Consider the following 26583-nt stretch of genomic DNA (forward strand, 5'->3'; position numbering starts at 1 on the left):
TAGCGGTCCTCTATGGGGCTCGGCGCTCGAGCAAACCATCCTGGACCCACTGTTTCAGCCACGTCACGGCTTGCAGTGGAGCACCCTCTGCATAAGTGACTGCCAGTTCCGCGCACAGTTCTGAAAAACGCCAGCCGGTGGTCACCATGCCTGCCAGGGCGCAGATTTCTGCAGGTTCCAGGCTGCGGTAGTGGCACACATTCTGGTGCCGCCATACCAGACAGATCTGCACCGGATCCAGGGCCTGGCTATGGGGGAAGTCTGACTCATCCTTGCTGGCTCGCCAGATCGCCACGGTATTGAAGCGGCAGAAGACCTGTTGCACGGAGGGCGCCAGCGTCACCTGCAGGCCCGGCCAGTCTTCAGGCGCCAGGCTTGCCATGTCGTGAAGGGTCAGCGGTTCGCCCTGCGGCGCATCGAATGCCAGGGTAAACGCCCACTCCAACCGCGCCAGCTCCGCCAGCGGCACACCTTGCTCCGCTACCAGATGCTCAAGGATAAACGTCGGGAAACGCTCGCCCAGCCAGCGCAGGCTGTAATGGGCCGAGGGGTAGCGGCGCACATAGGCTTCGGTCAGCGCGGCAAACTCGTCATCCCCCAGCCAATAGAGAATGGCGCTGAAGTCATGCCGCAAGACGTCCTGCAACCGCGAGATATAGGCGTTGTGATAAATCGCCAGGCCCGTGTCCACATCCAGCGTCGGCCCGCCCAGCAGGGTCGCAGCGAAGCCACTGTTGGCTACAGGTGTTTCGGATAACAGGTGCTGTTCGAAGGCCAACTGCCAATCGGTCAGGCGCATAACGATCTCCTGGCCAACGCCATGGCGCCCAGTTCACGGGCCTTGCTGAGCTCGGTAAGCAACTCTTCGAAGGGTGGGAAATGGTCGTCCCGCTCCAGTAGGGTCGACACCGGCCCCAGGTGCTCCAGCGTCTGTTGATAGAGGTCCCACACCGGGTCACACACCGGATGGTCATGGGTATCGACCACGTAGTCGCCGTAGTCCATGTGCCCGGCCAGGTGCAACTGGCGGATGCTCTGCGGCGGCAGGTTGCGGATAAACGTCCAGGCATCGAAGCCATGATTGCGCGAGCTGACGTACACATTGTTGACGTCCAGCAACAACTGGCACCCCGACAGGTGGGCCAGGGCGTTGAGGAATTCCCACTCGGTGAACTCATCGGCCTTGGAACGTACGTAACTGGAGACGTTTTCCAGCACCAGCGGGCGCTCCAACACGTCCTGCACTTGGCGCACGCGGGCGGCCACGTGGTAGAGGCTTTCTTCGGTGTAAGGCAACGGCAGCAGGTCGTGCAACTGGTGGGCGCTGCCGCGGCTCCAGCACAGATGATCGGACACCCACGCCGGCTGGATACGCTCGGCGAGCTGTCTGATCTGCTTAAGATAGTCGGTGTCGAGGGCATGGGGCCCGCCGATGGACAGGGACACCCCATGCATCACCAGCGGATAACGCTCGGCTATCGCGTCCAGGTAGTACAAGGCTTTACCGCCCTGGACCAGGTAATTCTCGGAGATCACTTCGAACCAATCCACAGCCGGCGATTGTTCAAGGATCTGTTCGTAGTATTCGTTGCGTAAACCCAGGCCGTAACCCAGGAAGGGAAGAGACATGGCCATTGCGGACTCCTGGAAAAGTGTCCGCAGCGGCTTGAAGGCTCGCTGCGGTTGCACTCGGCTTGCGATTACTCGCCGACCTTACCGCCGGCAGCGTCGCAGGCGGCCTTGGTCATGGCCTTGAAACCGTGACCTTTGCAGACAGCCTGGCCTTTACAAGCGTTTTCAGCGGTCTTGCAATCGTTCATGCCTTTGCAGGAGGTGACGCCGTAGCAATGAACAGTAGCGTCGGCGGCCTGTGCCTGGGTAGCGACACCGGCGAACATGGTGGCGGCAGCGATAGCCAGGGCAGCACCGGAAACGGCATTTTTGATGTTCATTTTTTGTATTCCTCAACGATCAGTAGGGGTGTCGGGCTGAACGGATTGTTCAGTCTCGACACACCACTAGAGTGAGGCCCCTCATCCGCGTTACAGGGGTGCGCAAAAATTTCTGAAATTATTCTTCAAGCTTCAAAAGGGGCTCCTGGAAGCGCAGCAAGCGCCCGGCATTACCCAGGACCAGCAAGGTGCTGAGGTTATGCAACACCGCAGCAATCATCGCCCCGGCAGCGCCCAACCAGCCAAACGCGGCGAATATAACGATCGCCAAGGTCCAGCCCAGACCGATAATCACGTTGACCTGCAACGTCTGCCGGCACTGGCGGCTCAAGCGCACGCACGTCCCCAGGCGCCGCAGGTCGCTGCCGATCAACACCACATCCGCCGATGCCAGGGCGATATCCGCCCCGCCCGCGCCCATGGCCACGCCGACCACACCGGCCTTGAGCGCCAGCGAATCATTGATGCCATCCCCCACTACCATCGGCCGGAAACCGCTGCCGATTTCACCCAGCACGCGGTTGAGCTTGTCTTCCGGCAGGGCCTGGGCTTCGACGTCACTGATGCCCACATCCAGCGCGAGGCTGTCGGCGACGTTCTGGCGGTCGCCGGTGAGCAACAGTTGACGACCGAGGCCAAGGTCGCGCAGCTCTTGCAGGGCCTGGCGGGCCTCCGGCTTGACGCTATCGGCCAGCAACAGCCAGGCCAGAAACTGACCGTCCAACGCCAGCCCGGCGATGGGCCCATCGTGGTTCGGCACCGGCGTGGTCGCGATGCCCAACTGCTCGAACAATTCCGGGCGGCCCAGAGCCGCTTCGCCCTGATCGGTCTGCGCCACCACGCCGAGGCCCTGGCGTTCGCGGATGTCCGTCAACGCCAGCATCTGTTCCTGCGTCGCCAACCCCGCCAACGCCCGGCTGACCGGGTGGCTGCTGGCCGAACCCAGGCTCGCCGCCAGGTTCAACAACACCTGCCGGTCCGGCGCCGTGGTGTCGATGGCGTGCAGACGCAGAGTGCCATAGGTCAGGGTGCCGGTCTTGTCGACCACCAGGGAGGTCAGGTCCGCCAGTTCTTCGAGGAACGCCGAGCTGCGAATCAGAATCCCATGCCGTGCCGCCACGGCGATCCCGGCAATCGCCGTGGCCGGCGCCGACAGCACCAACGCACACGGACACGCCGCCACCAGCACGGCAAGCATCGCCTGGGCATCATTGGTCACAAACCAGGTCACCGCCGCCAGCAGCAGCACCAACACCATATAGCTGCCGGCGTACCGCTCCAGCAACCGCGTGATCGGCGGCTTGGAACGCTCGGCGTTCTGCATCAGTGCGATGACTTTGCCCAAGGTGGACTCGTTACCGGTGCGGGTCACCTGCAGGCGCAGCAACCCATCGAGGTTGATCGCCCCGCCAAACACCTGCACACCCACGCTGGCTTCCAACGGCACCGACTCACCGGTAATCGGCGCCGTGTCCAGGCTCGCCTGGCCTGACAGCACCACGCCATCCGCCGGCACTCGGTCGCCAGCACGCACCTCGACGATGTCACCGGTATTCAGCGTGCCATTGTCTACTTCCCGGATGCTGCCATCGGCCTGCACCAAACGCGCATGGCTGCGGGTCAGCTTGCCCAGGGCATGGATCGCCTCCTGGGAGCCGATCACGCTGCGCTCTTCCAGCACATGACCAAAAATCATGATGATCGGCAGCAACGCGGCGGTCAGCAGGTCACCCGTGGCCCAGGCGCCGAGCATGGCCAGGGCGATCAGTTGGTCGGTGATGCCATGCAGGCTGGGGAATCGCAGGCTGTACCACGCCGAACGCATCACCGGCACTGCCACCAACAGCGATGCGACACCCAGCAGCAACTGGCTCACACCGCTCTGGTCCGGCGCCAGCCAGCGCCACACCAGGCCCAGCACCAGCAACCCCAGGGCCAGCATGGCCAGGGTCAATTGCCGGGCAGCGCTGCGCTGTTCTGCAGAGGTCAGCATGGGTGCGCTCATTGTTCGGTTCCCTGGATGATCAAGCGGGCGTCGTCTTTCGGATCGACCGTGGTCACGGAACCAGCCTGGCCGAGAATCTTCGGCAGGCGCTCGCGGTACAGGCGCAGCAGCAAGCCCGGGTCTTTCACCTGGGCCAGGCTGGCGACGGTGGCGGTTTGCGCCTGGGCATTGGCCAGGCGTTCACTGGCCTGGGCATGGGCGACTTGCACCAGGCGGTCGGCCTGCTGGGTCGCGGTCTGGGTGAGTTTCTCGGCGTCGGTGCGCGCATTGGCCACCGCCTTGTCGGCCTGCTGGCTGGCGGTGAGTACCGCATTGAAGGCATTCACCGCCGGGCCCGGCAGGCTCGACTGCACGTCGACGCGAGTCACTTCGATGCCCAACCCCAAGCCTGTGGACGCTAGCTCCACGAGGCGCTTGTTGATGCCTTGCACCAGGTCGCCGCGCAGCCGTTCGCGACGTTCGGCGGCGCCGTTGTCGGTGCCGATCAGTTCGGGGCGAGCCACCAGGATCGTGTCCAGGTCACGTGCGGCGGCCAGGGCCACGGCGCTGCGGGTCACCAGTCGATCCAGGGCCGGCAGCACATGCTCACCCTGCAACACAAAGGCGTAAGGCTCGGTGACTTTGTAGAACACCCGCACATCCAGTTGCACCACGCCGGCATCGCCGGTCAGCAGGTACCCGGAGCCGGCCAGTGCATCACTCAGCGGCGTGGCGAAACTGGCTACGCGGTCGGCCTGGGTCGCCGCATCGGAGCGCAACAGGTTCTCCACCCGACGCTCGATCACCCGGTCAGCCGCCGGCAACAGCACCACCTGCTCGAACGGCTGCGGCCACGCCAGCAACAGCCCGGCATTCTGGATGCGATCGAGGGCGCCGAAGTGCAGCACCACGGCGCGGTTCTGCGGGTCGATCTGGCGCACATTGGAAAACGCCCAGGCCAGTGCCGCCAGCACCGTCACTGCGTACAGCGCCAGGAACGTCAGGCGCCCGGCCTGGATCCATGGGCTGTCCGGGCTCTCACGCTCGGTCATGGCTGGATGTCCTTCGGCCCGTCTACCAAGGCACGGAACGGCGCAGCGTCGGTGCGCAGGATGATCTTGGTGCCCGGCGTGACCACGGTGCCCAGGGTATCCAGCGAGCGCAGCAGGTTATACAGCTGTGGATTGCCGGCGTAGGCACGGCCGTAGATCTGCGCGGCTTCGACCCGGGATTGCGCTTCGATATCGGCGGCTTTCACCGTGGCATCGGCCTGCATGATGCGCGCATCACGCTCGGCGGCAGAGCGGATCTGCGCCGCCTCGCGCTTGCCCACGGCGGTGCGTTCGGTGGCGATGGTTTCACGCTCGGCACGCATGCGGTCGACGGTGGCCGTCAGGGTGACCGACGGCAGCGTCAGCCGTTCGATACCGACCTGTACCACACGCACCCCGTAAGTATTGAGCAATTGTTGATCAATCTGCTGGCGCAGTTGTGCTTCGAAATCAGCGATGCGCACCTGGCTGGCGTCGGTGTTGATCAGGCTCGACAGGTCGAAGCTGGCCGCCGTGGTTTCCAGCGCCGAGCCGACGAAGGTGCGGATCTGCCGCGCCGCTTCATCAGGCTGGTTCTGCACCGCACGCATGAAGCGCTGCACATTGTCCGCATCGCCCTGTACCTGCCACGCCACGTAGGCCTGCACGATGATGCGCAGGCCATCGCGGGTGCCCACATCCTGCAGACCGCTGGAGGTGGTGCGCAGGCGCAAATCCACCGGGATCGCCGCTTCGAACGGAGCCGGCCAACGCCAGCCCAGGCCGGGCTCCAGCAGCACCCGCGCCGGGTTGCCGAACCGGGTAATCACCGTGGCCTCGCCGGACCGCACCTGCACCAGGCTGGCGGCTGCAACTGCAAACAGCACCAGCAACGCCGCCCAGGCCATGCGCCGCCAGGGGAATGGGCCGGCAGCGTGCTCGTCACCGTGATGATGATGGTGGTGATGGCCATGATGATGACCGTGATCGTGGGAATGAGCGCTCAACGGACCGACTCCTTATTGAACGGCTTTACGCGGCAGCGAAGGATCGGCCGGCAAGGTAAAAGAACGCAGATCGATCGTCGGCGCGCCATCGGCGCCCAGGCGGTGATCCAGGATAAGCAGCTTGGCGTGGGCCAGGCCCTGGCTGAGTAGGCCGAGGTACTGTTCCAGCACGAACGCCTGCCCGGCGGTGGCATAGGCCTTTTGTTCAGCGGCAAAACGCAGGTCGGCCGCCTGGGCGCCAGCGTTCACTTCGCGGGCGCTGGCCGTGGCCTGGTCGCGGGCGGTGCTGGCTTGCAACAAGGCCTGGTTGGTTTGCTCGCTGGCCGCGCCGCGCTCGCGGGAGATCAGCGCCTGGGCGCCGATCTGCGCGGCTTGCACGCCGTGGTAGGCGTTGGCGGCACCGGCCGGCGGGTGGATCGCCTCGACCACCGTGGCGAGGATTTCCACGCCACTGTCGAGCTTTTGCAGGTCGGCCTGCACGGCACGGCCGATTTCGTCAGCGAGACTTGTACGTTGCTCGCCGAGCAATTCGTCGAGAGTGCGCGATGCGAAGTCATGTACGAGGATGCGGCTGGCGGTGCTGCGGATCAGGGTCGGCACATTGGCGCTGTTATAGGTGGCGGCGAGCGCGGCCTGGCCGCTGAGGCCGATGCGGTAGACGAAACGCACGTCCATGTTGACGATCTGGAAGCCCTGCTTGTCGCCGCTGCTGCTGGCGATCACCTGGGACTTGTCGTTCACATGGCTGGCGTCCCACAAGCGGTTGGCGATCAGCGGCGCCGGGCCTTCGGCGGGCGTCAACTCCGGCGCGGCGGCGTCGCTGACACTGGTGGCCAGCTCGTGCACCACGCCGTTTTCGACGCTGATCACGCGGCCCAACGGCCAGGGCAGGCCGGCATGCAAACCGGGGCCGAATACCTGGATGGGTTTACCGAAGCGTTCATAAATCCCACGGCCTTGCAGCGGCACTTCATGCACGCCGGTCAGTGCCCAACCTACCGCCAGCACCACCAGCAGCACTGGCAGGAACGCCCGGCGCATGTAGGTGAACGCCCAGATCTGGCGCAGGTCGATGCCGAAGCGGTTGTGCAATTCGTGCTGCAAGGCGAGCAAGGGTTGAGGCGGCCAGCGCAGCAGCCCGGCGATGAAACTGTGCGCCATCAGGCGGGGCTCAAGGCGGGGCTGGCGTGGGCTGAACAGCGACAACACGGCCCTCAGTAGAAACTCCAGCGAGACCAGTGCCGGCAGCAGGCCGATCAACACCGCCAGGCGCAATGGCCAGATGGACTCGGCACCAGCGAACAGCAGGCAAATCGCGCTGACTACCAGGCACACAATCGCCACCCGACTCAACTGCGCGAGCTGCCCGGCTTCCGGCCATTGCGCGGCGGTTTCCTGGGCCAGGCGACGTTCGAACACCAGCAAGCCAAACGCCAGGGCCAACGCCAGCGCGGCGCCGATGCTGGCCGACTGGCCGACCGGTGCAGCGGGCAACCCCAGGTTCCAGAACTCGACAATGCTGATCAACGCCAGCAACGCCCAGCCGCCAAGCCACAACACGGGTGTGCCGATCTGCGTGCCAAAACGCTGCATCAGCCGTGCATAGCGGCCGGGGTCTTCAAGCGGCACTTCAGCCGCGGGTTGCTCCATCGCCTGGGCGCGCCAGTCCGCCACCCACCACGCCGATTGCAATCCGGCCACCAGCAGCAGCAACGCCGACGCACAGTTGATCAACACAACCGGCCAGATCGACAGCGGCGCAAACAGCGCGACAAACAGCGCCAGCACCCAACCGGCAACGGCCAGCACCGTCAGGCTGATACCAGCCTGGCGCAATCGACGGGCATGAAACGACCCTTGTTGAAAACGCGGAAGGCCTTCCACCGAAGCGCCGTCAGCTTCCAGATCCACTTGCATCCACTCAACGCTCACGTGTACATAATTCGTTACGATATAACACGGAGCGTGAAATTTTTGTTCGAAAAACATTGCTTTAAGCGGTACACCGTTCCCGTGTGGGAGGGGGCTTGTCCCCGACAGCGGTGTGTCATCCAACACCGGTATCAACTGGCCCACCGCCATCGGGGGCAAGCCCCCTCCCACATTTGATCTACCGCACCGTCAAGATCGTGATTAACCCCCCATAAACGCGAGCCATCACTAGTGCCGGCAACGAATTATCGTCACACTCCAGAACAGTTTTTCGCGGGCTCACGGACAAGGAAGCGTCACCCCACATGATTTCGATCTATCAGCTCAAGCCGCGTTTTCAAAACCTGCTGCGTCCACTGGTGCAGCGCCTCTACGACAACGGCACCACCGCCAATCAGATCACCGTTTTGGCCGGCGTGATTTCGCTGCTGGTCGGCCTGCTGATCGCCAGCTTCGCCACCCACCTGTGGCTGTTCGCGCTGATCCCGCTGTGGATGATCCTGCGCATGGCGCTCAACGCCATCGACGGCATGCTCGCCCGGGAATTCGGCCAGCAATCGCGCCTGGGCGCCTACCTGAATGAGCTGTGCGATGTAATCGCCGACAGCGCGCTGATCCTGCCATTCGCGCTGATCCCAGGTGTGAGCCTGGTGCCGGTGCTGCTGGTGGCGCTGCTGGCGGTGTTCAGCGAGTACGCCGGTGTGCTCGGTCCGATGGTCGGTGCTTCGCGCCGCTATGACGGGCCGATGGGCAAGAGTGATCGTGCCTTTGTGCTCGGCGTACTGGCCACCGGCGTGGCGCTGGGCTGGCTGGGCGTCGGTTGGGTCGACGCGGTGATGTGGCTGGTGGCCGCCCTGCTCGCCTACACCCTGGTCAACCGGGTGCGCCAGGGCCTTAAAGAACAACAAGAAACCTCACCGATTGCATAAGGATTTTTGCGATGCGCGAACAGCAAGAGCACACCTTCAGTACCCATGATGGCGTCGAGCTTTTTTATCGGCACTGGCCGGCCACGGAAACCACCGGTCAGCGCCAGGCCATCGTGCTGTTCCATCGCGGCCACGAGCATTCCGGGCGTATCGCCCACCTGGTGGATGAGCTGAACCTGCCGCAATTCGACTTCTTCGCCTGGGACGCCCGCGGCCACGGCCAATCCCCCGGCGAGCGCGGCGACAGCCCCAGCTTCGCCACCAGCGCCCGTGATGTGCAGACCTTCTGCGACCACATCGGCGCCACTTACGCCATCGAGGAAGAAAATTTTGCCGTCGTCGCGCAAAGCGTCGGCGCGGTGATTGCCGCGACCTGGGTGCATGATTACGCACCGAAAATCCGCGCGCTGGTGCTTGCCTCCCCGGCGTTCAAGGTCAAGCTCTACGTGCCCTTCGCCCGGCCGGGCCTGGCGTTGATGCGCAAGTTTCGCGGCAACTTTTTCGTCAACAGCTACGTGAAGGCCAGGTTCCTCAGCCATGACCCGGAACGCGTGGCGTCCTACGACAGCGACCCACTGATCACCAAGGCCATTTCGGTCAATGTGCTGCTGGGCCTGTACGAAGCCGCCGACCGGGTCGTAGCCGATGCCCAGGCGATCCAGGTGCCGACCCAGTTGCTGGTCTCCGGCTCCGACTTTGTGGTGCACCGCAAGCCCCAGCAACAGTTCTTCGACCGCCTGGGCAGCCTGAAAAAAGAGCTGCACATTCTCCCCGGTTTCTTCCACGACACCCTCGGCGAACGTGATCGCGCCACCGCTGTGAGCAGCGCCCGGCGCTTCATCCTGCAGAACTTCGAACACCCGCTGGATCGCGCTTCGCTGCTGGACGCCGACAAACTCGGCGCCACCTGCGCCGAATCCGAAGCCCTGGCCGCACCGCTGCCGCGCAACTCCCTGCGCGACCTGTACTGGCGCATGACCCGCGCCAGCATGGGCCTGGGCAAGAACCTGTCGGACGGGGTGAAACTGGGCTTCGATACCGGTTTCGACTCCGGCAGCACCCTGGACTACGTATACCGCAACACGCCTACCGGCAAAGGCGGGCTGGGGCGGATGATCGACACCAATTACCTCAACTCCATCGGCTGGCGTGGTATTCGCCAGCGCAAGCTGAATGTGGAGGAACTGCTGCGCCTGGCCATGGCCAAGTTGCGCGGTGAAGATCGTGAAGTGCGCATCGTGGATATCGCCGCCGGCCACGGTCGCTACATCCTGGAAGCCTTGCAGGGCGTGTCGCCGCTGCCGGAATCGATCCTGCTGCGCGACTACAGCGACATCAACGTGCGCGACGGTGGCGCGTTGATTCGCGAGAAGGGTTTGGGGGATATCGCGCAGTTCGTCAAAGGTGATGCGTTTGATCGCCTGGACCTGGCGGCACTCGACCCCAAGCCGACCCTGGCGGTGGTGTCCGGGCTGTATGAATTGTTTGCCGATAACGGCATGGTCGGCGGTTCGCTGGCCGGGCTGGCCGAAGCGGTGGAGCCCGGCGGTTACCTGGTCTACACCGGCCAACCGTGGCACCCGCAGTTGGAATTGATCGCCCGAGCCCTGACCAGCCACCGCCAGGGCCAGGCTTGGGTGATGCGCCGGCGCAGCCAGGCGGAAATGGATCAACTGGTGGAGGCGGCCGGTTTCCGCAAAATCACCCAGCGTGTGGATGAGTGGGGCATTTTCACCGTGTCCCTGGCACAGAAGATCTGAACATGCGCGAACCCGGTTTATTGAAACCCGCGGTGCTGTGGCTGCTGCTGTTGGCGCCGCTGTTCTTCAGCACCTACGGCTTTGCCACCTGGGTCACCAGCCAGCGCAGCGACGTCGGCACGCTGGTGTTCGGCTGGGAAACCCATATGCCGTTCTGGGCATGGACGATCGTGCCTTACTGGTCCATCGACCTGCTTTATGGTTTTTCGTTGTTGTTGCCCAACACCCGGCATGAGTTGAAGCAACATGCACTGCGCTTGCTGAGTGCCCAGGTGATTGCCGTGAGCTGCTTCCTGCTTTGGCCGTTGCGCTTTACCTTCGAACGGCCGGAACTGGATGGTGTGTTTGGCTGGCTGTTTGCGGTGTTGGCCGGGTTCGACAAACCGTTCAACCAGGCGCCCTCGCTGCACATCGCACTGCTGGTGATCCTATGGGTCATGTACCAGCGCCACACCCAAGGCGTATGGCGTTGGCTGGTGCATGGCTGGTTCGCGTTGATCGGCATTTCGGTGCTGACCACTTATCAACACCACTTTATCGACTTACCCACAGGCGCCCTCGCCGGGTGGATTTGTGTGTGGCTGTGGCCGGTGGAACATCCGAGCCCGTTGTTGAGTGCACGGCTGACGCGAGATCCCAAGCGCTGGCGGTTGGGCGTGCGCTATGGGCTTGGCGCGGTACTGTTGGCGATTCCAGCGTTTGTACTGGGCGGTTGGTGGCTGTGGCTACTGTGGCCGGCGGTTTCCCTCGCCTTGATCAAGGCCAATTACTTGGTGCTGGGGGCCTCGGGCTTCCAGAAACGCACTGACGGCCAACAGACGCCCGCCGCACGCTGGCTATATGCACCCTATCTGGCCGCCGCCTGGATCAACTCGCGCCTGTGGACACGCAAGCATCCACAGCCCGACCTGATTGTGGATAACATCTGGCTGGGGCGTATTCCTGCCACAAGCGAGCAAGTGCCCTTCAAGGCCATCGTCGATCTGTGTGCCGAATTACCGATTAATCCACAGGGGCGGGCCTATCAATCCATCCCGGTACTGGACCTGATCGCGCCCACGCCTGCCGAATGCCTGCAAGCCGCCCAAGCCATCGAGCGTCTGCGCGCCAGCGGCCCCGTGCTGGTGTGCTGCGCCCTCGGCTACTCGCGCAGCGCTACCGCCGTCGCCGCCTGGTTGCTGCATACCCGGCGCGCTGCGACGGTAGAGCAAGCGCTGTCTATCATTCGTACAGCACGGACCGATGTGGTCCTGTGCCCCGCACACCGAGAAGCGTTGGAGGGTTTGCCCCATGCCCGCTGATATGGAACTGCAGGTGGTCGCCAGCCTGCTGCGTCGTGGCCGTTCGCTGGATCAGTTATCCACAGGCCTGACCCTGGCCGGTGTGCTGTTCGGCATGGCGCAGTTGTTGATGGCGAGTATTTCGATCATCTGCCTGCTGCTCAGCCTGTGGATGATTATCCTCGGGCTGCTGCAAAAGTACTGGGCGCTGCGCGTGGCGTTCGACGCCGACCTGTTCGCCCTGCTGGCTCGCGACATCGAGCGCACGCCGGACCTCGACCAGGCCCTGGTGACGCTCGGCCTGCAATCGGCCAAGCGCATTGGCCGGCCCTGGGCCGAACGCCGTCGCGGCGCGCTCAAACTGTTGCGCAAACAAGCCTGGCTGCTCGGCGCGCAAGCGCTGCTGACCCTGGGCGTGATCCTCGCCAGCCCTTGGCTGCCTTTCGCCGGATAAGGAATCCCCATGTTCGAACCCGTGGTCGCCACGCTGATTACCTCCATGGCCCGCACCGTCACCGGCGCCCGCAGCCTGTGGCTTGGGTGCGCGCCGGTGCCGGTGCAACGCATCTACTTCGCCAACCACAGCAGCCACGGCGACTTTGTGTTGCTCTGGGCGTCATTGCCGCAAAACCTGCGCAAATTCACGCGCCCGGTGGCCGGCAGTGATTACTGGAACAAAAGCGCCCTGCGCCGCTACATCATCAACCGGGTGTTCAACGGCGTGTTGATCGACCGCGAACGCAAGGACCCTGTGGATAACCCTCTACAGCCGATGCTCGACGCCCTGGAAGGCGGCGACTCGCTGATCATCTTCCCGGAAGGCACGCGCAACCTCGAAGACGGCCTGCTGCCGTTCAAAAGCGGCCTTTATCACCTGGCGAAAAGTTACCCACAGGCCGAGTTGATCCCCGTGTGGATCGCTAACCTCAACCGCGTCATGCCCAAGGGCCGCGTGCTGCCGCTGCCTTTGTTGTGCACCACCAGCTTCGGCGCCCCGCTGCAATTGGAAGACGGCGAAGACAAAGCCGCCTTCCTGGCCCGTACCCGCGATGCTCTGCTCGCCCTTGCTCCGGAGCACGTCTGACATGGATAGCCAAACCCTGATGTTGTTCGGCGGTATCGGCGCGATTCTGGTGCTGGCCTCGCTGATCGGCCTGATCCTCAAACTGCGCACCCGTGGTACGCCCAACGCGGTGATCGACAACCTCAACGCCCGCATCAACGCCTGGTGGGTGATGGTGGTGGTCATCGGCATCGCCTTCTGGCTCGGCACCGGCGCGGTGATCTTGCTGTTCTACGCCGTCTCGTTCTACGCCCTGCGCGAATTCCTCACGCTCACCCCCACCCGCCGCAGCGACTATCCCGCGCTGGTCGCCGCGTTCTACCTGGCGCTGCCGCTGCAATACCTGCTGATCTATTCGGACTGGTACGGGCTGTTCTCGATTTTCATCCCGGTGTACGTGTTCCTGCTGCTGCCGATCCTCGCCTCCCTGGGTGGCGACAGCACGCACTTCCTCGAACGTGCCTCGAAAGTGCAATGGGGCCTGATGATCGCAGTGTTCTGCGTATCCTTCGTGCCCGCCCTGCTCACCCTCGACATCCCTGGCTACGAAGGCCGCAACCTGTTGCTGATTGCCTACCTGGTGATCGTGGTGCAACTGTCGGACGTGCTGCAGTACGTGTGTGGGAAGTTGTTCGGGAAGCACAAGATCGCACCCAACCTGTCGCCCTCCAAAACCGTTGAAGGCTTCGTCGGCGGGATTCTCCTGTCATCCCTGATCGGCGCAGCCCTGTGGTGGACCACGCCGTTCAACCCGTGGCAGTCGTTCCTGATTGCGCTGCTGATCAACCTGCTCGGCTTTGCCGGCGGCATCGTGATGTCGGCGATCAAGCGCGACCGGGGCGTGAAGGACTGGGGGCATATGATCGAAGGGCACGGCGGGATGCTGGATCGGTTGGATTCGGTGTGCTTTGCGGCGCCGATCTTCTTTCATCTTGTGCGCTACTGGTGGACCTGAGGTCCGCTCTAAAGCCAGATAACGATCTGGCAGGTGGTGAGTTGGGCTGCGCAGCAGCCCCATGACAAACCGCGCCTCGGCGGCGCGGCGTATCAGTTGTGAGGTGCGCCTCACTTTTGTGCAACACGCCTGGCGGGACGGTGTATCGACGTCATCTTTTGTATCAAAGACGCGTGTAAGATACGCCGCACTTAGCCAGGGATGCTCACCATGTTCGATTCGTTCAAAGCGATCAGCCGCCGTATTCTCGGTGCGTTATTGACTGTGGTGGGGGCCGTCTTTGGCCAGTGGCATCCGCCGGTCTGGCTGCGTGCCGTTGGCCGTGGGCTGGCTAACCTGGGCAGCCAAGCCCGCGCTTATCCACGTCAAACCGGTGCCGGCGTAGTAGGCCTGGCGTTGCTGGCGGCCGCTGGTTTCTATGGCTGGCACTGGTATTCCAACCTGCCGCAACCACATACCGCGAGCTATTCGCTGCACAAACCGAACCTCACCGACTACACCCAGCCCACGCCGGTTGTGGATAACTTGCAGGTGCGCTTCGGCGAATCCGTGGCCCCGCTGGCGGCCATCGGCAAGCCGGTCACTGAGGGTATCACCCTGAAACCTGCGGTCGCAGGCACCTGGCGCTGGGCGGACGACCGCAGCCTGTTGTTCGTCCCGGAAAAAGACTGGCCCATCGACGCCCATTACACCCTCGACCTGGCGAAGAAAAACCTGCTGGCCGACGGCGTGTTGCTGGACCAATACAGCACGCAGTTTTCCACCCAACCGTTCCGCGCCACCCTGGCGCAAAACGAGCTGTATCAGGACCCGTCCAACCCGACGCTGAAACAGCTGGTGGCGACCTTCCATTTTTCCCACCCGGTGGATGAAGACACCCTACGCAAGCGGGTGAGCGTGACCCTCGGCAAAGGCCTGGCCTACCGCGACGCCCAGTTGCCCAACCGCCCGGAAATTACCTTCGACGAGAAGAAACTCAACGCCTACGTACGCTCCGCCGCCCTGGCCACGCCACTGGAAAGCACGCCAGTCAGCGCCCGGCTCGACGAAGGCATCAAGGCCCGCGACGGCGGCAACGCCAGCACTGCGCCGCTGGTGGCGGAAGTCACCGTGCCCGGTCGCTATCGCCTGACCTTCACCGGGGCCGAAGTCAGCTTTGTCGACAACCAACGTGGTGAGCCGGAGCCCGTGCTGATGTTCAGCAGTTCCAGCGCCGTGGCCGATGAGACCATCGCTGGCAAGGTACAGGCCTGGCTCCTGCCGGAAAAAGCCCAGGACGACACGCGCCCCTATAGCAGCAACGACATCGATGACGCCCTGCTCGCCCGCAGCACCAAGGTCAACCTGACCCACGTGCCCAGCGTCGAGCCGCTGAACACCCTGCACGCCTTCAAATTCAAGGCTCCGGCCGGTCGCGCCCTGTATGTGCGAGTGCCCGCCAACCTGGAAGCCATCGGCGGCTACCTGGCAAAAAATCCTACGGCGTCGCTGATCAGCATGCCGACGTATCCGCGTACCTTGCAGTTCCTGTCCGACGGCGCCTTGCTCAGCCTCAACGGCGAAAAACGCCTGGGCTTCATGGCCCGTGGCGTGCCCGGCGCCCATGTGGAAATCGCCCGCCTGCTGCCCAACCAATTGCAACACCTGGTGGACCAGAGCAGCGGCAGCTTTGCCCGGCCGAATTTCGGCAATGAGTATTTCGATCGCATGGTCGAGCGTCAGGCGTTGGATATCCCGCTGTCCTCCAATGACCCGGCGAAAACCGTCTACGACAATGTCGACCTCAGCCACTACCTCACCGCCAACGGCGGTCGGCGCGGCATTTTCGTGCTCAAGCTCAGCCCCCAGGACGACCCCGCCACGCGCACATTCGAGTACGAGCGCAGCAGCACCAGCGACCTGCGTTTCATCGTGGTGACAGACCTGGGCATCATCGCCAAGCGTTCCAGTGATGGCAGCCATGACGTGTACGTGCAATCCATCGGCAATGGTTCACCAGTGTCCGACGCGCAAGTCGACATCATCGGGCGTAACGGTTTGCCGGTGAGCAGTGGCCGCACCGACGCCGAAGGCCACGCGCACTTCGCCAAGCTGGATGAACTGCGTCGTGAGAAAACGCCATTGATGTATGTGGTCACGCGTGGCAATGACCAGTCGTTCCTGCCGATCGCCCGCCAGTCCCAGCAGTTGGATTTGTCGCGTTTCGACGTAGGCGGCCTGGAAGAAGACGGTGCGAGTGATCGTCTCAGCGCCTACCTGTTTACTGACCGCGGCCTGTACCGGCCCGGTGAAACCGCGCACCTGGGCATGATCGTGCGCAGTGGCAACTGGAAGGGCATGCTGCAAGGCCTGCCGGTGGAGCTGCAAATCACCGACCCGCGTGGGCTGGAGGTGATTCGCCAGCCGTTGAAACTGTCCGCCAGCGGCTTTGAAACCTTTGATTTCCCCAGCAGCGAAGTCGCCCCCGCCGGGGAGTACACCGCGACCTTGCAGTTGATCGGCCAGAAGCAGACGCGCACCGACCTGGGCAGCGTGAACTTCAAGGTCCGCGACTTCGAGCCGGACCGCATGAAAGTCAGCCTGAGCCTGCATGACACGCCGGTGCAGGGCTGGATTGCACCGGACCAAGTGGTGGCCAAGGTCACCGCCATGCACCTGTTCGGCGCTCCGGCTGCGGGCCGTCGTGTCACCGCGAAGATGTCCCTGAGCCCGACGCTCGCGGCGTTTGATCGCTACCCGGACTACCGTTTCCGCCTTAACGATTCCCTGGAAGACGCCACGACCGAAGATCTGGCCGAAACCACCGTCGACGACAACGGCCAGGCCGTGCTCGACCTCAACCTGCAACGCTTCGCCAACAGCACCTATCGTTTGCAGGTGATGACCCAGGTGTTCGAGGCCGAAGGCGGTCGCAACGTGGCGGCGCAAAGTGCCTTGCTGGTGTCGTCCGCGCCCTACCTGGTGGGTGTGAAAAGTCAGGATTCGCTGTCTTACGTCGCCAAGGATGCACCGCGCCAGGTGCAATGGCTGGCCGTCGCGCCGGACCTGACACCACTGGCGGTGGACGGCCTGACCAGCGAAGTGGTCGAGCACCGTTACGTGTCGGTGCTGGTGAAACAGTCCAACGGCACCTACAAGTACGAGTCACGCATCAAGAACATCAGCCAGCCCGCGTCACCGTTGGTGATGACGAAAGAAGGCGCCAAGCAGACGCTTAACACGTCGACACCGGGCGATTTCACCCTGCAGCTGAAGGACGCCAACGGCAACCTGCTCAACCAGATCGACTACAGCGTGGCCGGGCGTGGCAACACCTCGCGCTCCCTGGAACGCAATGCCGAGCTGCAACTGCGCCTGGATAAACGCAGCTATGCCACCGGTGATGAAATCGCCATCAGCATCCGTGCCCCGTACACCGGCGCCGGCTTGATCACTATCGAACGGGACAAGGTCTACACCCAGCAGTGGTTCAAGGCCGACAGCACCAACAGCGTGCAACATATCCGTGTTCCCGCAGGGCTTGAGGGCAATGCCTACGTGAACGTGCAGTTTGTGCGCGACATGGGCTCGGCCGAGGTGTACATGAGCCCGCTGTCCTACGGCGTGGTGCCGTTCAGCATCAACCTGGATGCGCGGCGCATGGCCTTGAAGGTGGAGGGTCCGGCGAAGATCGAGCCGGGGCAGACGCTGGATATCAAGGTCAACGCTGATCGCCCGGGCCGCGCCGTGGTATACGCCGTCGATGAAGGCATCCTGCAAGTAGCGCGCTATCAGACACCGGATCCGCTGGGCTTCTTCTTCCAGAAGCGTGCGCTGGAAGTCGGCACCAGCCAGATCCTTGACCTGATCCTGCCGGAATTCAGCCGCCTGCTCAGTGGGGCGGCGCCCGGTGGCGATACGGAGGGCGCCCTGGCCAATCACCTCAACCCGTTCAAGCGTAAACACCAGCCGCCGGTGGCCTGGTGGTCCGGGCTGGTGGACTTGCCGGCCGGCGAAACCGTGCTGCATTACCAGGTGCCGGACAGCTTCAACGGCAAGCTGCACCTGTTTGCGGTGGCCGTGGACAGCGACAGCGTGGGTGTGAGCGAAGCCAGCACCGACGTACGCGGGCCGATCGTGATCACACCGAACGTGCCGGCCTTTGTGGCGCCGGGGGATGTGTTCAACGTCAGCGCCGGGGTGTTCAGCAACCTCGACGCGGCGGCGAACGTGAAGTTTGAAGTGCAGACCAGCGACGGTCTGGTGGTGCAAGGCGATAAGGGCAGCACACTGTCCCTGCAACCGCGCAAGGAAGGCACGGCCGAGTTCAAGATCAAGGTCGGCGACACCCTTGGTTCGGCGGATTTGCGCTTTGTCGCGGTGTTGCCGGATGGCAAGCGCATCCAGGTCGCCGAAACCACCTCGATCCGCCCGCTGAGCGAACATCGCGTCGCCCTGAGCCTGGGTCGCTTCGACAGCGCCAGCAAAGAGCTGAAACCGACCCGCGAACTGTTCAGCCAACTGCGCGATGTGCAACTGGGCGTGGCCACCTCGCCGCTGGTGTGGGCCAACGGCCTCAAGCATTACCTGGACGACTACGGCTACGCCTGCACCGAGCAACTGGTGTCCAAGGCCATGCCGGCATTGATCTGGGGCGGCAACGCCCCGGAAGCCGAGCAAGCGTTCGGCAGTGCAGTACGCATGCTGCGCCAGCGTCAGAACCAGGCCGGTGGCTTTGGCTTGTGGGCGGCCAACCCGGATGTGGCGCCCTACGCCAGCCTCTACGCCACCGACTTTCTGATCGAAGCCAAGGAGCGCGGGCTGCCAGTGCCGGAAGACCTGCTGGTGCGCTCGAATGCGTACCTGACAGATCTGGCCAATGGTCCCAGCGAAGGCCTGTCGGAATTGCGCAACCGCGCCTACGCCAGTTACCTGCTGAGCCGTCAGGGGATTCTGGTGAGTGGTGCACTGAGCGATATCCGCGAGCGCTACGAAAGCTACTTCAAGGACACCTGGCAGAACGACCTGGGCGCCGCTTACCTGGCAGCCAGCTACAAGCTGCTCAAGCAGGATCGCCAGGCCGATACCCTGTTCCGCAAGGTGCCATGGCGCGCCCTTGTGGATAAGTGGGACAGCGACGGCCTGTATTACGACCCGCTGGTGCACGACGCCGAACACCTGCATCTATTGGCACGACACTTCCCGGAGCTGATGGACGATGTGCCTGCAGCGCTGTTGGATAAACTCGGCAAACGTCTCAACGAACAGCGCTATAACTCGCTGTCGGCGGCCCTGTTGCTGCGTGCCCTGGACAACTACGGCCAGCGTGCGCAAAGCGACATGACCCTCAAGGCCACCGCCTGGCTGGGTGACAAGCAACAGCAATTGCTGGAGATGGCCGGCCAGCCGCCGCGCGCCGCCGTGCCGGGCAACACGCAAAAGCTGGTGATGGAAAAATCCGACGGCCCGACCGCGTTCTACATGCTCAGCGAAGCCGGTTTCGACAAGGGCGCCAAGCTCAAGCCGATCAACAATGGCCTGGACATCATCCACGAATACCTCGACCTCAAAGGCGAGCCCGTGAGCAAGGTTGCGGTGGGTGATGAGTTCCTGGTGCGCCTGCGCCTGCGTGCTACCGACCGTGATCAGGTACAGCAAGTGGCCGTGGTCGACCTGCTGCCGGGTGGCGTCGAGCCTGTGTATAACTTGCCGCCGGAGCCAGAAGCCGCCAGCACGGAGGAAAACGAGGGCGAAGAGTCCGAGTACGTGGAAGCAGACAGCCAGGAAGAGCAGAGCTGGCAAGCCCCCATCGGCGAAACCGAGCTGAGCAACTGGCAGCCGGACTACGTGGATGTGCGTGATGATCGCGTGGTGTTGTACGGTACCGCGCTGCGTGATGTCGGCACGTTCGTCTACCGTGTACGCGCCACCAACGCCGGCACCTTCAACACGCCACCGGCCTACGCCGAAGGCATGTACGAGACCACCCTGCAAGGGCGCGGCAAAGTAGGCCAGCTTGAAATTACCAAGCCTTAAGCGCCTGGCGCCGCCGCTGCTCGTAGCGGCGGCGGTGCTGGTGGGCCTGCGGCTCTGGCCCCATGCCCCGCTGGAACACGCGGTCACCTCATCGCGGGTGGTGTTGGCCGACGACGGTTCGCTATTGCGCATGACGCTGGCGGATGACGGTCAATACCGCCTGTGGCTACCTCTGGAGCGGATATCGCCGTCACTGGTCGAAACCTTGCTGCTCAAGGAAGACCGCAATTTCTACTGGCATCCGGGGATCAATCCCCCGGCGTTGCTGCGGGCGGCCATGGCCACCTACAGCGGTGGCCAGCGCCAGGGCGGCTCGACCTTGAGCATGCAACTGGCCCGGCGCCTGTGGGACCTGAACACCCGCCAGGTGCCGGGCAAGTTGCAGCAGATGGCGCTGGCGCTGTGGCTGGAGGCATGCTACAGCAAGCACGATATCCTTGAGGCCTACCTGAACCTGGCGCCCATGGGCGGCAATATCGAAGGGGCTGAAGCCGCAAGCCGTATCTACTTCGGCAAGTCGGCGGCGCAGCTGTCGCTGTCCGAAGCGCTGGCGCTGGCGGTGATTCCGCAACAGCCGGGGCGGCGGGCGCGCTTCGGGCCCTCACTGCAAGATGCGCGACTGCGCTTGATGGCGGACTGGCGCCAGACTTATCCACAGGACCCGCGCAACGACAGCCTGCTCGATTTGCCTTTGGAAGCGCGCAACCGCCAGCAGATCCCGTTCCTCGCCCCGCACCTGAGTGAACAGCTGCTGGCTTCCCAAGCCGGCAATGAATTGAACAGCACCCTCAACCTGCCGTTGCAGCAATTGCTCGAACGCCTGATCACCGGGTTTATCGCCGAGCGGCGCAGCACAGGGGTGGAAAACGCCACGGCGATCCTGATCGACAGCCGCGACCAGAGCGTCAAGGCACTGGTGGGCTCGGCGGATTACTTATCCACAAACCTGCACGGTCAGTTGAATGGCGTGCTGTCGCGACGCTCGCCGGGGTCGACGCTCAAACCCTTTCTATATGGGCTGGCGCTGGACCAGGGGGTTATCCACCCCATGAGCATCCTTAAAGACTTGCCCAGTAACTTCGGCTACTTCCAACCGGAAAACTTCGACGGCAGTTTTGTCGGCCCGCTGACAGCGCGAGATGCGTTGATCCGCAGTCGCAACATCCCGGCGGTGTGGCTCGCCAGCCAAGTGAAGTCCCCGTCTCTATACGGATTGCTGCAACGCGCCGGCATCAAAGGCCTGCGCGACGAGAGCCACTACGGCCTGGCCCTGGCCCTCGGTGGCGGCGAGATGACCCCGGAAGAACTGGCGCGGCTGTATGTGATGCTGGCCGGTGACGGGCACCTGCGCCCGTTGCGCTATTTGCAGGAACAGCCGCAATCCACCGGCGCGCCGTTGCTCACGCCCCAGGCCGCGTTCATGGTGCGCGACATGCTGCGCCGTAACCCACGCCCGGATGGCCTGCCCGGTCGACATTGGCGCACTGCCTGGAAAACCGGCACGTCCTGGGGCTTTCACGATGCCTGGAGCGCGGGGCTGGTCGGCCCTTACGTGCTGGTGGTGTGGGTGGGTAACTTCGATGGCCGCCCGAACCCGGCGTTTATCGGTGCCAAGACCGCTGCGCCGCTGTTCTTCCGCATCGCCGACGCCCTGCCCCTGGCCTTGCCCAACACCGTCATCAAGCCTGACAAACCGCCCGCCGGGCTGGTGCGCATCGACGTCTGCGCCGCGTCCGGCGAACTGCCCAACCGTTGGTGCCCGCAAACCCGCAAGACCTGGTACATCCCCGGCGTCTCGCCGATTCGCGTGTCCAACCTGCACCGCCCGGTGCTGATCGACACCCGCACCGGCAAGGCCGCCTGCCCGCCGTTCGATCCGCAGTACACCCGCGAAGAAGTCTTCGAATTCTGGCCGAGTGACGTGCAACGCCTGTACCGCGCGGCCGGCCTGCCTCGGCGCACGCCGCCCAGTGTGATGAAGAACTGCCAGCCCAACCGCCTGAGTGACCAGAGTGAAGCGCCGCAGATCCGCTCGCCACTGACCCAGGTGAGCTACCAGTTGCGCTTGTCTCAACCCCAGGAAAGCATCCCGCTGAATGCCAATGCGGCCAGCGATGCGGCGACGCTGTATTGGTTTGCTGATCAAACCTTGATCGGCCAGGGTTCGCCGCAGACCACGCTGAACTGGCGGCCGGGCAAGTCGGGGGAGTATCGGTTGCGGGTCAGTGATGATCAGGGGCGCAGTGCGAGCCGGGGGTTGAAGGTGGAGTTTGTACCTTAGGCGGGCTGCCGCACTTAACGTAGTTTGATTCCTCACCTCCCCGAGTTGATGCTGGAGACCCTGTCGGGCCTCCAGGGTGTGGCGGGTTACTCCACCGTCACCGACTTCGCCAGGTTACGCGGCTGGTCCACATCGGTGCCTTTAAGCACGGCCACGTAGTACGACAGCAATTGCAGCGGGATGGTGTAGAGAATCGGCGACAGGGTGTCGTGGATGTGCGGCATGTTGATGACATGGGTGCCTTCACCGTTGGTCATGCCGGCTTTTTCGTCGGCGAACACCACCAGTTGGCCGCCACGGGCGCGGACTTCCTGCAGGTTGGACTTGAGCTTCTCCAGCAGTTCGTTGTTCGGCGCCACGGTAACCACCGGCATGTCGTCATCCACCAGGGCCAATGGGCCGTGTTTGAGTTCTCCGGCCGGGTAGGCTTCGGCGTGGATGTACGAGATTTCCTTGAGCTTGAGCGAGCCTTCCATCGCCACCGGGTATTGCGCGCCACGGCCGAGGAACAGAGTGTGGTTCTTGTCGGCGAACAGCTCGGCGACTTTTTCCACGGTGCTGTCCATGGCCAGGGCTTCACCCAGGCGGGTTGGCAGGCGGCGCAGTTCTTCGACCAGCGTGGATTCGACGCCTTCGGCGAGGGTGCCGCGAACCTGGCCCAGGGACAGGGTCAGCAACAGCAGGCCAACCAGCTGGGTGGTGAAGGCTTTGGTGGACGCCACGCCGATCTCACGACCGGCCTGGGTCAGCAGGGTCAGGTCGGATTCACGCACCAGCGAGCTGATGCTGACGTTGCAGATGGCCAGGCTGGCGAGGAAGCCCAGCTCCTTGGCATTGCGCAGCGCGGCCAGGGTGTCGGCGGTTTCACCGGACTGGGAGATGGTCACGAACAGGGTGTCAGGCTGCACCACCACTTTGCGGTAGCGGAACTCGCTGGCAACTTCCACTTGGCACGGGATGCCGGCCAGTTCTTCGAGCCAGTAACGGGCAACCATGCCGGCGTGGTAGCTGGTGCCGCAGGCGACGATTTGCACGTTGCGCACTTTGGCGAACAGCTCGGCAGCTTGTGGGCCGAAGGCATTGACCAATACCTGGTTCTGGCTCAGGCGACCTTCGAGGGTGCGTTGCACCACTGCGGGTTGCTCGTGGATTTCCTTGAGCATGAAGTGGCGGTACTCGCCCTTGTCGGCCGCTTCGGCACCGTCGCGGTATTGCACGGCTTCGCGCTCGACGGACTGACCGTTGACGTCCCAGATCTGCACGCTTTCACGGCGGATATCAGCAATATCGCCTTCTTCCAGGTACATGAAGCGGTCGGTGACTTGGCGCAGCGCCAGTTGGTCGGAGGCGAGGAAGTTCTCGCCCAGGCCCAGGCCGATCACCAGCGGGCTGCCACTGCGCGCGGCAACCACGCGGTCGGGCTGGCTGGCGCTGACCACGGCCAGGCCGTAGGCACCGTGCAGTTCCTTGACCGTGGCCTTGAGGGCGACAGTCAGGTCGCCCAGGTCCTTGAGTTTGTGGTTGAGCAGGTGGGCGATGACTTCGGTGTCAGTGTCTGAAGTGAACACGTAGCCCAGGCCTTTGAGTTGTTCGCGCAGCACTTCGTGGTTTTCGATGATGCCGTTATGCACCACCGCCAGATCGCCGGAGAAGTGTGGGTGGGCGTTGCGCTCGCACGGCGCACCGTGGGTGGCCCAACGGGTGTGGGCGATACCCAGACGCCCCACCAGCGGCTCGCCGGCCAGGGCCTGTTCCAACTCGCTGACCTTACCCGGGCGGCGCATGCGCTCCAGCTTGCCGGCGTTGGTGAAGACGGCCACACCGGCGCTGTCGTAGCCACGGTATTCCAGGCGCTTGAGGCCTTCGAGCAGGATGGGAGTGATGTTGCGTTCAGCGACTGCGCCTACGATGCCACACATGGTGTTTCTCCTAGATGATTGCCGCGCATATCAACGTAATGCCGCGGGCTTGGATCTGGTCGCGGGCCTCGAGCGGCAGGCGATCATCGGTAATAAGGGTATGGACGCTGCTCCAGGGCAGTTCCAGGTTGGGAATCTTGCGGCCAATCTTGTCGGACTCGACCATCACCACCACTTCACGGGCGACCTCGGCCATGACGCGGCTCAAGCCCAGCAATTCGTTGAAGGTGGTGGTGCCGCGCTCCAGGTCGATGCCATCAGCCCCAATGAAAAGCTGGTCGAAGTCGTAGGAACGCAGCACTTGCTCGGCGACCTGGCCTTGGAACGAGTCCGAATGCGGGTCCCAGGTGCCGCCGGTCATCAGCAGCACCGGCTCGTGTTCCAGTTCGCTCAAGGCGCTGGCTACGTGCAGGGAGTTGGTCATCACCACCAGGCCGGGCTGGTGGCCCAGTTCAGGGATCATCGCGGCGGTAGTGCTGCCGCTGTCGATGATGATGCGGGCGTGTTCGCGCAGGCGCATCACAGCCGCACGGGCGATGGCGCGCTTGTACACCGAGATAGGTTGGGTGGCGTCGCCCACCAGTTCCTGGGGCATGGTGATCGCGCCGCCGTAGCGACGCAGCAGCAGGCCGTTGCTTTCCAGGGCAGCCAGATCTTTACGAATCGTAACTTCCGACGTTTCGAAATGCTTGGCCAACTCGTCCACGCTGACTTCGCCCTGTTCATTGAGCAAGGTCAGGATGTTGTGGCGCCGCTGGGGTGTATTTCGTTTCGACATGGTGATGATAAGTTTCGTTTCGAAAGATAACGAAGGCAATCAAAACCTATTGGCGAAACATCGTCAAGCGGAAAGCAGCAAATTTTCATACGACACAGAGCAAATGTGGGAGGGGGCTTGCCCCCGATTGATGTCTATCAGCTACAAGGATGTTGGCTGAGAGTCTGCAATCGGGGGCAAGCCCCCTCCCACATTGAATACTTGTCGCTGAAGAGCTGTGGATAACTCAGGTCTTTTTGATTTTTACCGGGCGCTTCCAGCCGTCGATGTTGCGTTGGCGGGCGCGGGCTACCGCCAGTTGAGATTTATCCACATCCTGGTTGATGGTTGAGCCGGCGGCTGTGCTGGCGCCATCGTCGAGGGTAACCGGGGCCACCAACGAATTATTGGAACCGATAAACACGTCCGCCCCAATGGTGGTCTGGTGCTTATTGGCGCCGTCATAGTTACACGTGATGGTGCCCGCGCCGATGTTGGTTCGCGCGCCTACGGTGGCGTCACCCAAGTAGGTCAAGTGGCCGACTTTGGCTTCGGCGTCCAACTTGGCGTTCTTCAATTCGACAAAGTTGCCCACATGGGCCTTGGCGCCCAGCACGCTACCTGGACGCAACCGCGCAAACGGGCCAGCGTCACTGCCCTCGCCCATCACGGCACCGTCGATATGAGTGTTGGCCTTGACCACCACGCCCTTGCGCAGGGTGCTGTCCTTGATCACGCAGTTCGGGCCGATCACCACGTCATCTTCGATGACCACACGGCCTTCGAGGATCACGTTGATATCGATCAGCACGTCGCGGCCGACGGTGACCTCACCGCGTACATCGAAGCGTGCCGGGTCGCGCAGGGTCACGCCCTGGGCCATCAGGCGGCGGCCTTCGCGCAGTTGGTAATGACGCTCCAGCTCGGCCAGTTGCTTGCGATCGTTGGCGCCCTGCACTTCCATCGGGTCGTGGGGCTGCTCGGTGGCGACCAGCAGGCCATCGCTCACGGCCATTTCAATGACGTCAGTGAGGTAGTACTCGCCCTGGGCGTTGTTGTTGGACAGGCGGCTCATCCAGTCGGCGAGCTTGTTGGCAGGCACTGCCAGGATCCCTGTATTGCCTTCGGTAATAGCGCGCTGGGCTTCGCTGGCATCCTTGTGTTCAACGATAGCGGCAACCTTGCCATCGGCGTTGCGCACAATGCGTCCGTAGCCAGTGGGGTCTTCCAGTTCAACGGTCAACAGGCCCATCTGGCCTGGGACTACATGCTTGAGCAGGCGTTGCAGCGTTTCGACTTCGATCAGCGGCACATCGCCATACAGGATCAGCACGGTGTCCGCCGTGATGAAGGGCACGGCCTGCGCGGTGGCGTGGCCGGTACCGAGTTGCTTGTCTTGTAGAACGAAATTCAAGTCGTCTGCGGCGAGACGCTCACGCACCACATCGGCACCGTGACCGATCACTACGTGAATGCGCTGGGGGTCCAGTTGCCGGGCGCTGTGGATAACATGGCCCAGCATGGAATTGCCGGCAATCGGGTGCAGCACCTTGGGCAGGGCCGAACGCATGCGGGTGCCCTGGCCTGCGGCGAGAATAACGATTTCAAGAGACATGAGTGGCTACCAATCCTGGGCGGTCCGGCTTCAGACCAGAGAAGTGTTTTGCTGAAAAAGAAAAAGGGTAGCCGAGGCTACCCTTTTTAATCAATCGCGCATG

At 63.2% G+C, this 26583-nt stretch carries 18 protein-coding genes; 8 read left to right on the forward strand and 10 right to left on the reverse strand.

The genetic code is table 11. From position 1 onward, the window contains the following. Positions 1–10: 10 nt before the first annotated feature. The 7 genes from BFN10_RS18330 to hflK (BFN10_RS18360) all read right to left on the reverse strand — a co-directional run bounded on the left by BFN10_RS18330 (position 11) and on the right by hflK (BFN10_RS18360) (position 7891). Positions 11–799 (reverse strand): HvfC/BufC N-terminal domain-containing protein, encoded by a 789-nt coding sequence (locus BFN10_RS18330; RefSeq protein ID WP_071490866.1) that lies wholly within the window; start codon positions 797–799, stop codon positions 11–13. After that, positions 790–1635 (reverse strand): MNIO family bufferin maturase, encoded by an 846-nt coding sequence (bufB, locus tag BFN10_RS18335; RefSeq protein ID WP_071490867.1) that lies wholly within the window; start codon positions 1633–1635, stop codon positions 790–792. Before bufB ends, BFN10_RS18330 begins: the two co-directional genes overlap by 10 nt. 65 nt (positions 1636–1700) lie before the next feature. Beyond that, positions 1701–1952 carry a BufA2 family periplasmic bufferin-type metallophore gene (bufA2, locus tag BFN10_RS18340; protein WP_071490868.1) on the reverse strand — a complete coding sequence of 84 codons (252 nt, stop codon included), beginning with the start codon at positions 1950–1952 and terminating at the stop codon, positions 1701–1703. Between the two features lie 118 nt (positions 1953–2070). After that, a complete protein-coding gene (locus BFN10_RS18345) occupies positions 2071–3957 on the reverse strand; it encodes a cation-translocating P-type ATPase (RefSeq protein ID WP_071490869.1) in 1887 nt (628 codons plus the stop codon). Further along, the gene (hflK, locus tag BFN10_RS18350) at positions 3954–4988 is read right to left on the reverse strand and encodes a protease modulator HflK (RefSeq protein ID WP_071490870.1); all 1035 of its coding nucleotides are present in this window, start codon (positions 4986–4988) and stop codon (positions 3954–3956) included. Before hflK (BFN10_RS18350) ends, BFN10_RS18345 begins: the two co-directional genes overlap by 4 nt. Further along, the gene (gene hflC / locus BFN10_RS18355; protein ID WP_071490871.1) at positions 4985–5974 is read right to left on the reverse strand and encodes a protease modulator HflC; all 990 of its coding nucleotides are present in this window, start codon (positions 5972–5974) and stop codon (positions 4985–4987) included. The genes hflK (BFN10_RS18350) and hflC overlap by 4 nt, the downstream gene beginning before the upstream one ends. Before the next feature lie 12 nt (positions 5975–5986). Beyond that, entirely contained in the window at positions 5987–7891 is a 1905-nt protein-coding gene (gene hflK, locus BFN10_RS18360) for a protease modulator HflK (RefSeq protein WP_071490872.1), read from the reverse strand. A gap of 320 nt (positions 7892–8211) precedes the next feature. Here hflK (BFN10_RS18360) and BFN10_RS18365 point away from each other — a divergent pair, with 320 nt between their 5' ends. The 8 genes from BFN10_RS18365 to pbpC all read left to right on the forward strand — a co-directional run bounded on the left by BFN10_RS18365 (position 8212) and on the right by pbpC (position 22189). Beyond that, a complete protein-coding gene (locus BFN10_RS18365) occupies positions 8212–8835 on the forward strand; it encodes a CDP-alcohol phosphatidyltransferase family protein (RefSeq protein ID WP_071490873.1) in 624 nt (207 codons plus the stop codon). An 11-nt stretch (positions 8836–8846) separates the two neighbouring features. Further along, complete coding sequence (locus tag BFN10_RS18370) at positions 8847–10595, forward strand: bifunctional alpha/beta hydrolase/class I SAM-dependent methyltransferase (RefSeq protein ID WP_071490874.1); 1749 nt, start codon at positions 8847–8849, stop codon at positions 10593–10595. Between the two features lie 2 nt (positions 10596–10597). Beyond that, positions 10598–11896, forward strand: coding sequence for a phosphatase PAP2/dual specificity phosphatase family protein (locus tag BFN10_RS18375; protein WP_071490875.1), 1299 nt, complete (start codon positions 10598–10600; stop codon positions 11894–11896). Continuing rightward, positions 11886–12329 carry a hypothetical protein gene (locus BFN10_RS18380; RefSeq protein ID WP_071490876.1) on the forward strand — a complete coding sequence of 148 codons (444 nt, stop codon included), beginning with the start codon at positions 11886–11888 and terminating at the stop codon, positions 12327–12329. The genes BFN10_RS18375 and BFN10_RS18380 overlap by 11 nt, the downstream gene beginning before the upstream one ends. Before the next feature lie 9 nt (positions 12330–12338). After that, positions 12339–12959, forward strand: a complete 621-nt coding sequence (locus tag BFN10_RS18385; RefSeq protein ID WP_071490877.1) for a lysophospholipid acyltransferase family protein — start codon at positions 12339–12341, stop codon at positions 12957–12959. Between the two features lies 1 nt (position 12960). Beyond that, positions 12961–13893: a phosphatidate cytidylyltransferase gene (locus BFN10_RS18390; protein ID WP_017528659.1), complete on the forward strand. Its 933-nt coding sequence runs from the start codon at positions 12961–12963 to the stop codon at positions 13891–13893. Between the two features lie 210 nt (positions 13894–14103). Then, on the forward strand, positions 14104–19908 hold the full coding sequence (locus tag BFN10_RS18395; RefSeq protein WP_071490878.1) for an MG2 domain-containing protein: 5805 nt from the start codon (positions 14104–14106) through the stop codon (positions 19906–19908). After that, positions 19889–22189, forward strand: a complete 2301-nt coding sequence (gene pbpC / locus BFN10_RS18400) for a penicillin-binding protein 1C (RefSeq protein WP_071490879.1) — start codon at positions 19889–19891, stop codon at positions 22187–22189. The genes BFN10_RS18395 and pbpC overlap by 20 nt, the downstream gene beginning before the upstream one ends. Positions 22190–22275: 86 nt before the next feature. Here pbpC and glmS read toward each other — a convergent pair whose 3' ends face one another. From glmS to glmU, 3 genes are all read right to left on the reverse strand, one after another. Then, positions 22276–24108, reverse strand: coding sequence for a glutamine--fructose-6-phosphate transaminase (isomerizing) (glmS, locus tag BFN10_RS18405; protein WP_071490880.1), 1833 nt, complete (start codon positions 24106–24108; stop codon positions 22276–22278). A 10-nt stretch (positions 24109–24118) separates the two neighbouring features. Continuing rightward, positions 24119–24886: a DeoR/GlpR family DNA-binding transcription regulator gene (locus BFN10_RS18410; protein WP_071490881.1), complete on the reverse strand. Its 768-nt coding sequence runs from the start codon at positions 24884–24886 to the stop codon at positions 24119–24121. Positions 24887–25112: 226 nt separating this feature from the next. Continuing rightward, positions 25113–26480 (reverse strand): bifunctional UDP-N-acetylglucosamine diphosphorylase/glucosamine-1-phosphate N-acetyltransferase GlmU, encoded by a 1368-nt coding sequence (gene glmU, locus BFN10_RS18415; RefSeq protein WP_071490882.1) that lies wholly within the window; start codon positions 26478–26480, stop codon positions 25113–25115. Between the last annotated feature and the right edge of the window lie 103 nt (positions 26481–26583).

The organism is Pseudomonas extremorientalis (assembly GCF_001870465.1).
In the GTDB taxonomy this organism is placed as follows: Bacteria; Pseudomonadota; Gammaproteobacteria; order Pseudomonadales; family Pseudomonadaceae; genus Aquipseudomonas; species Aquipseudomonas extremorientalis.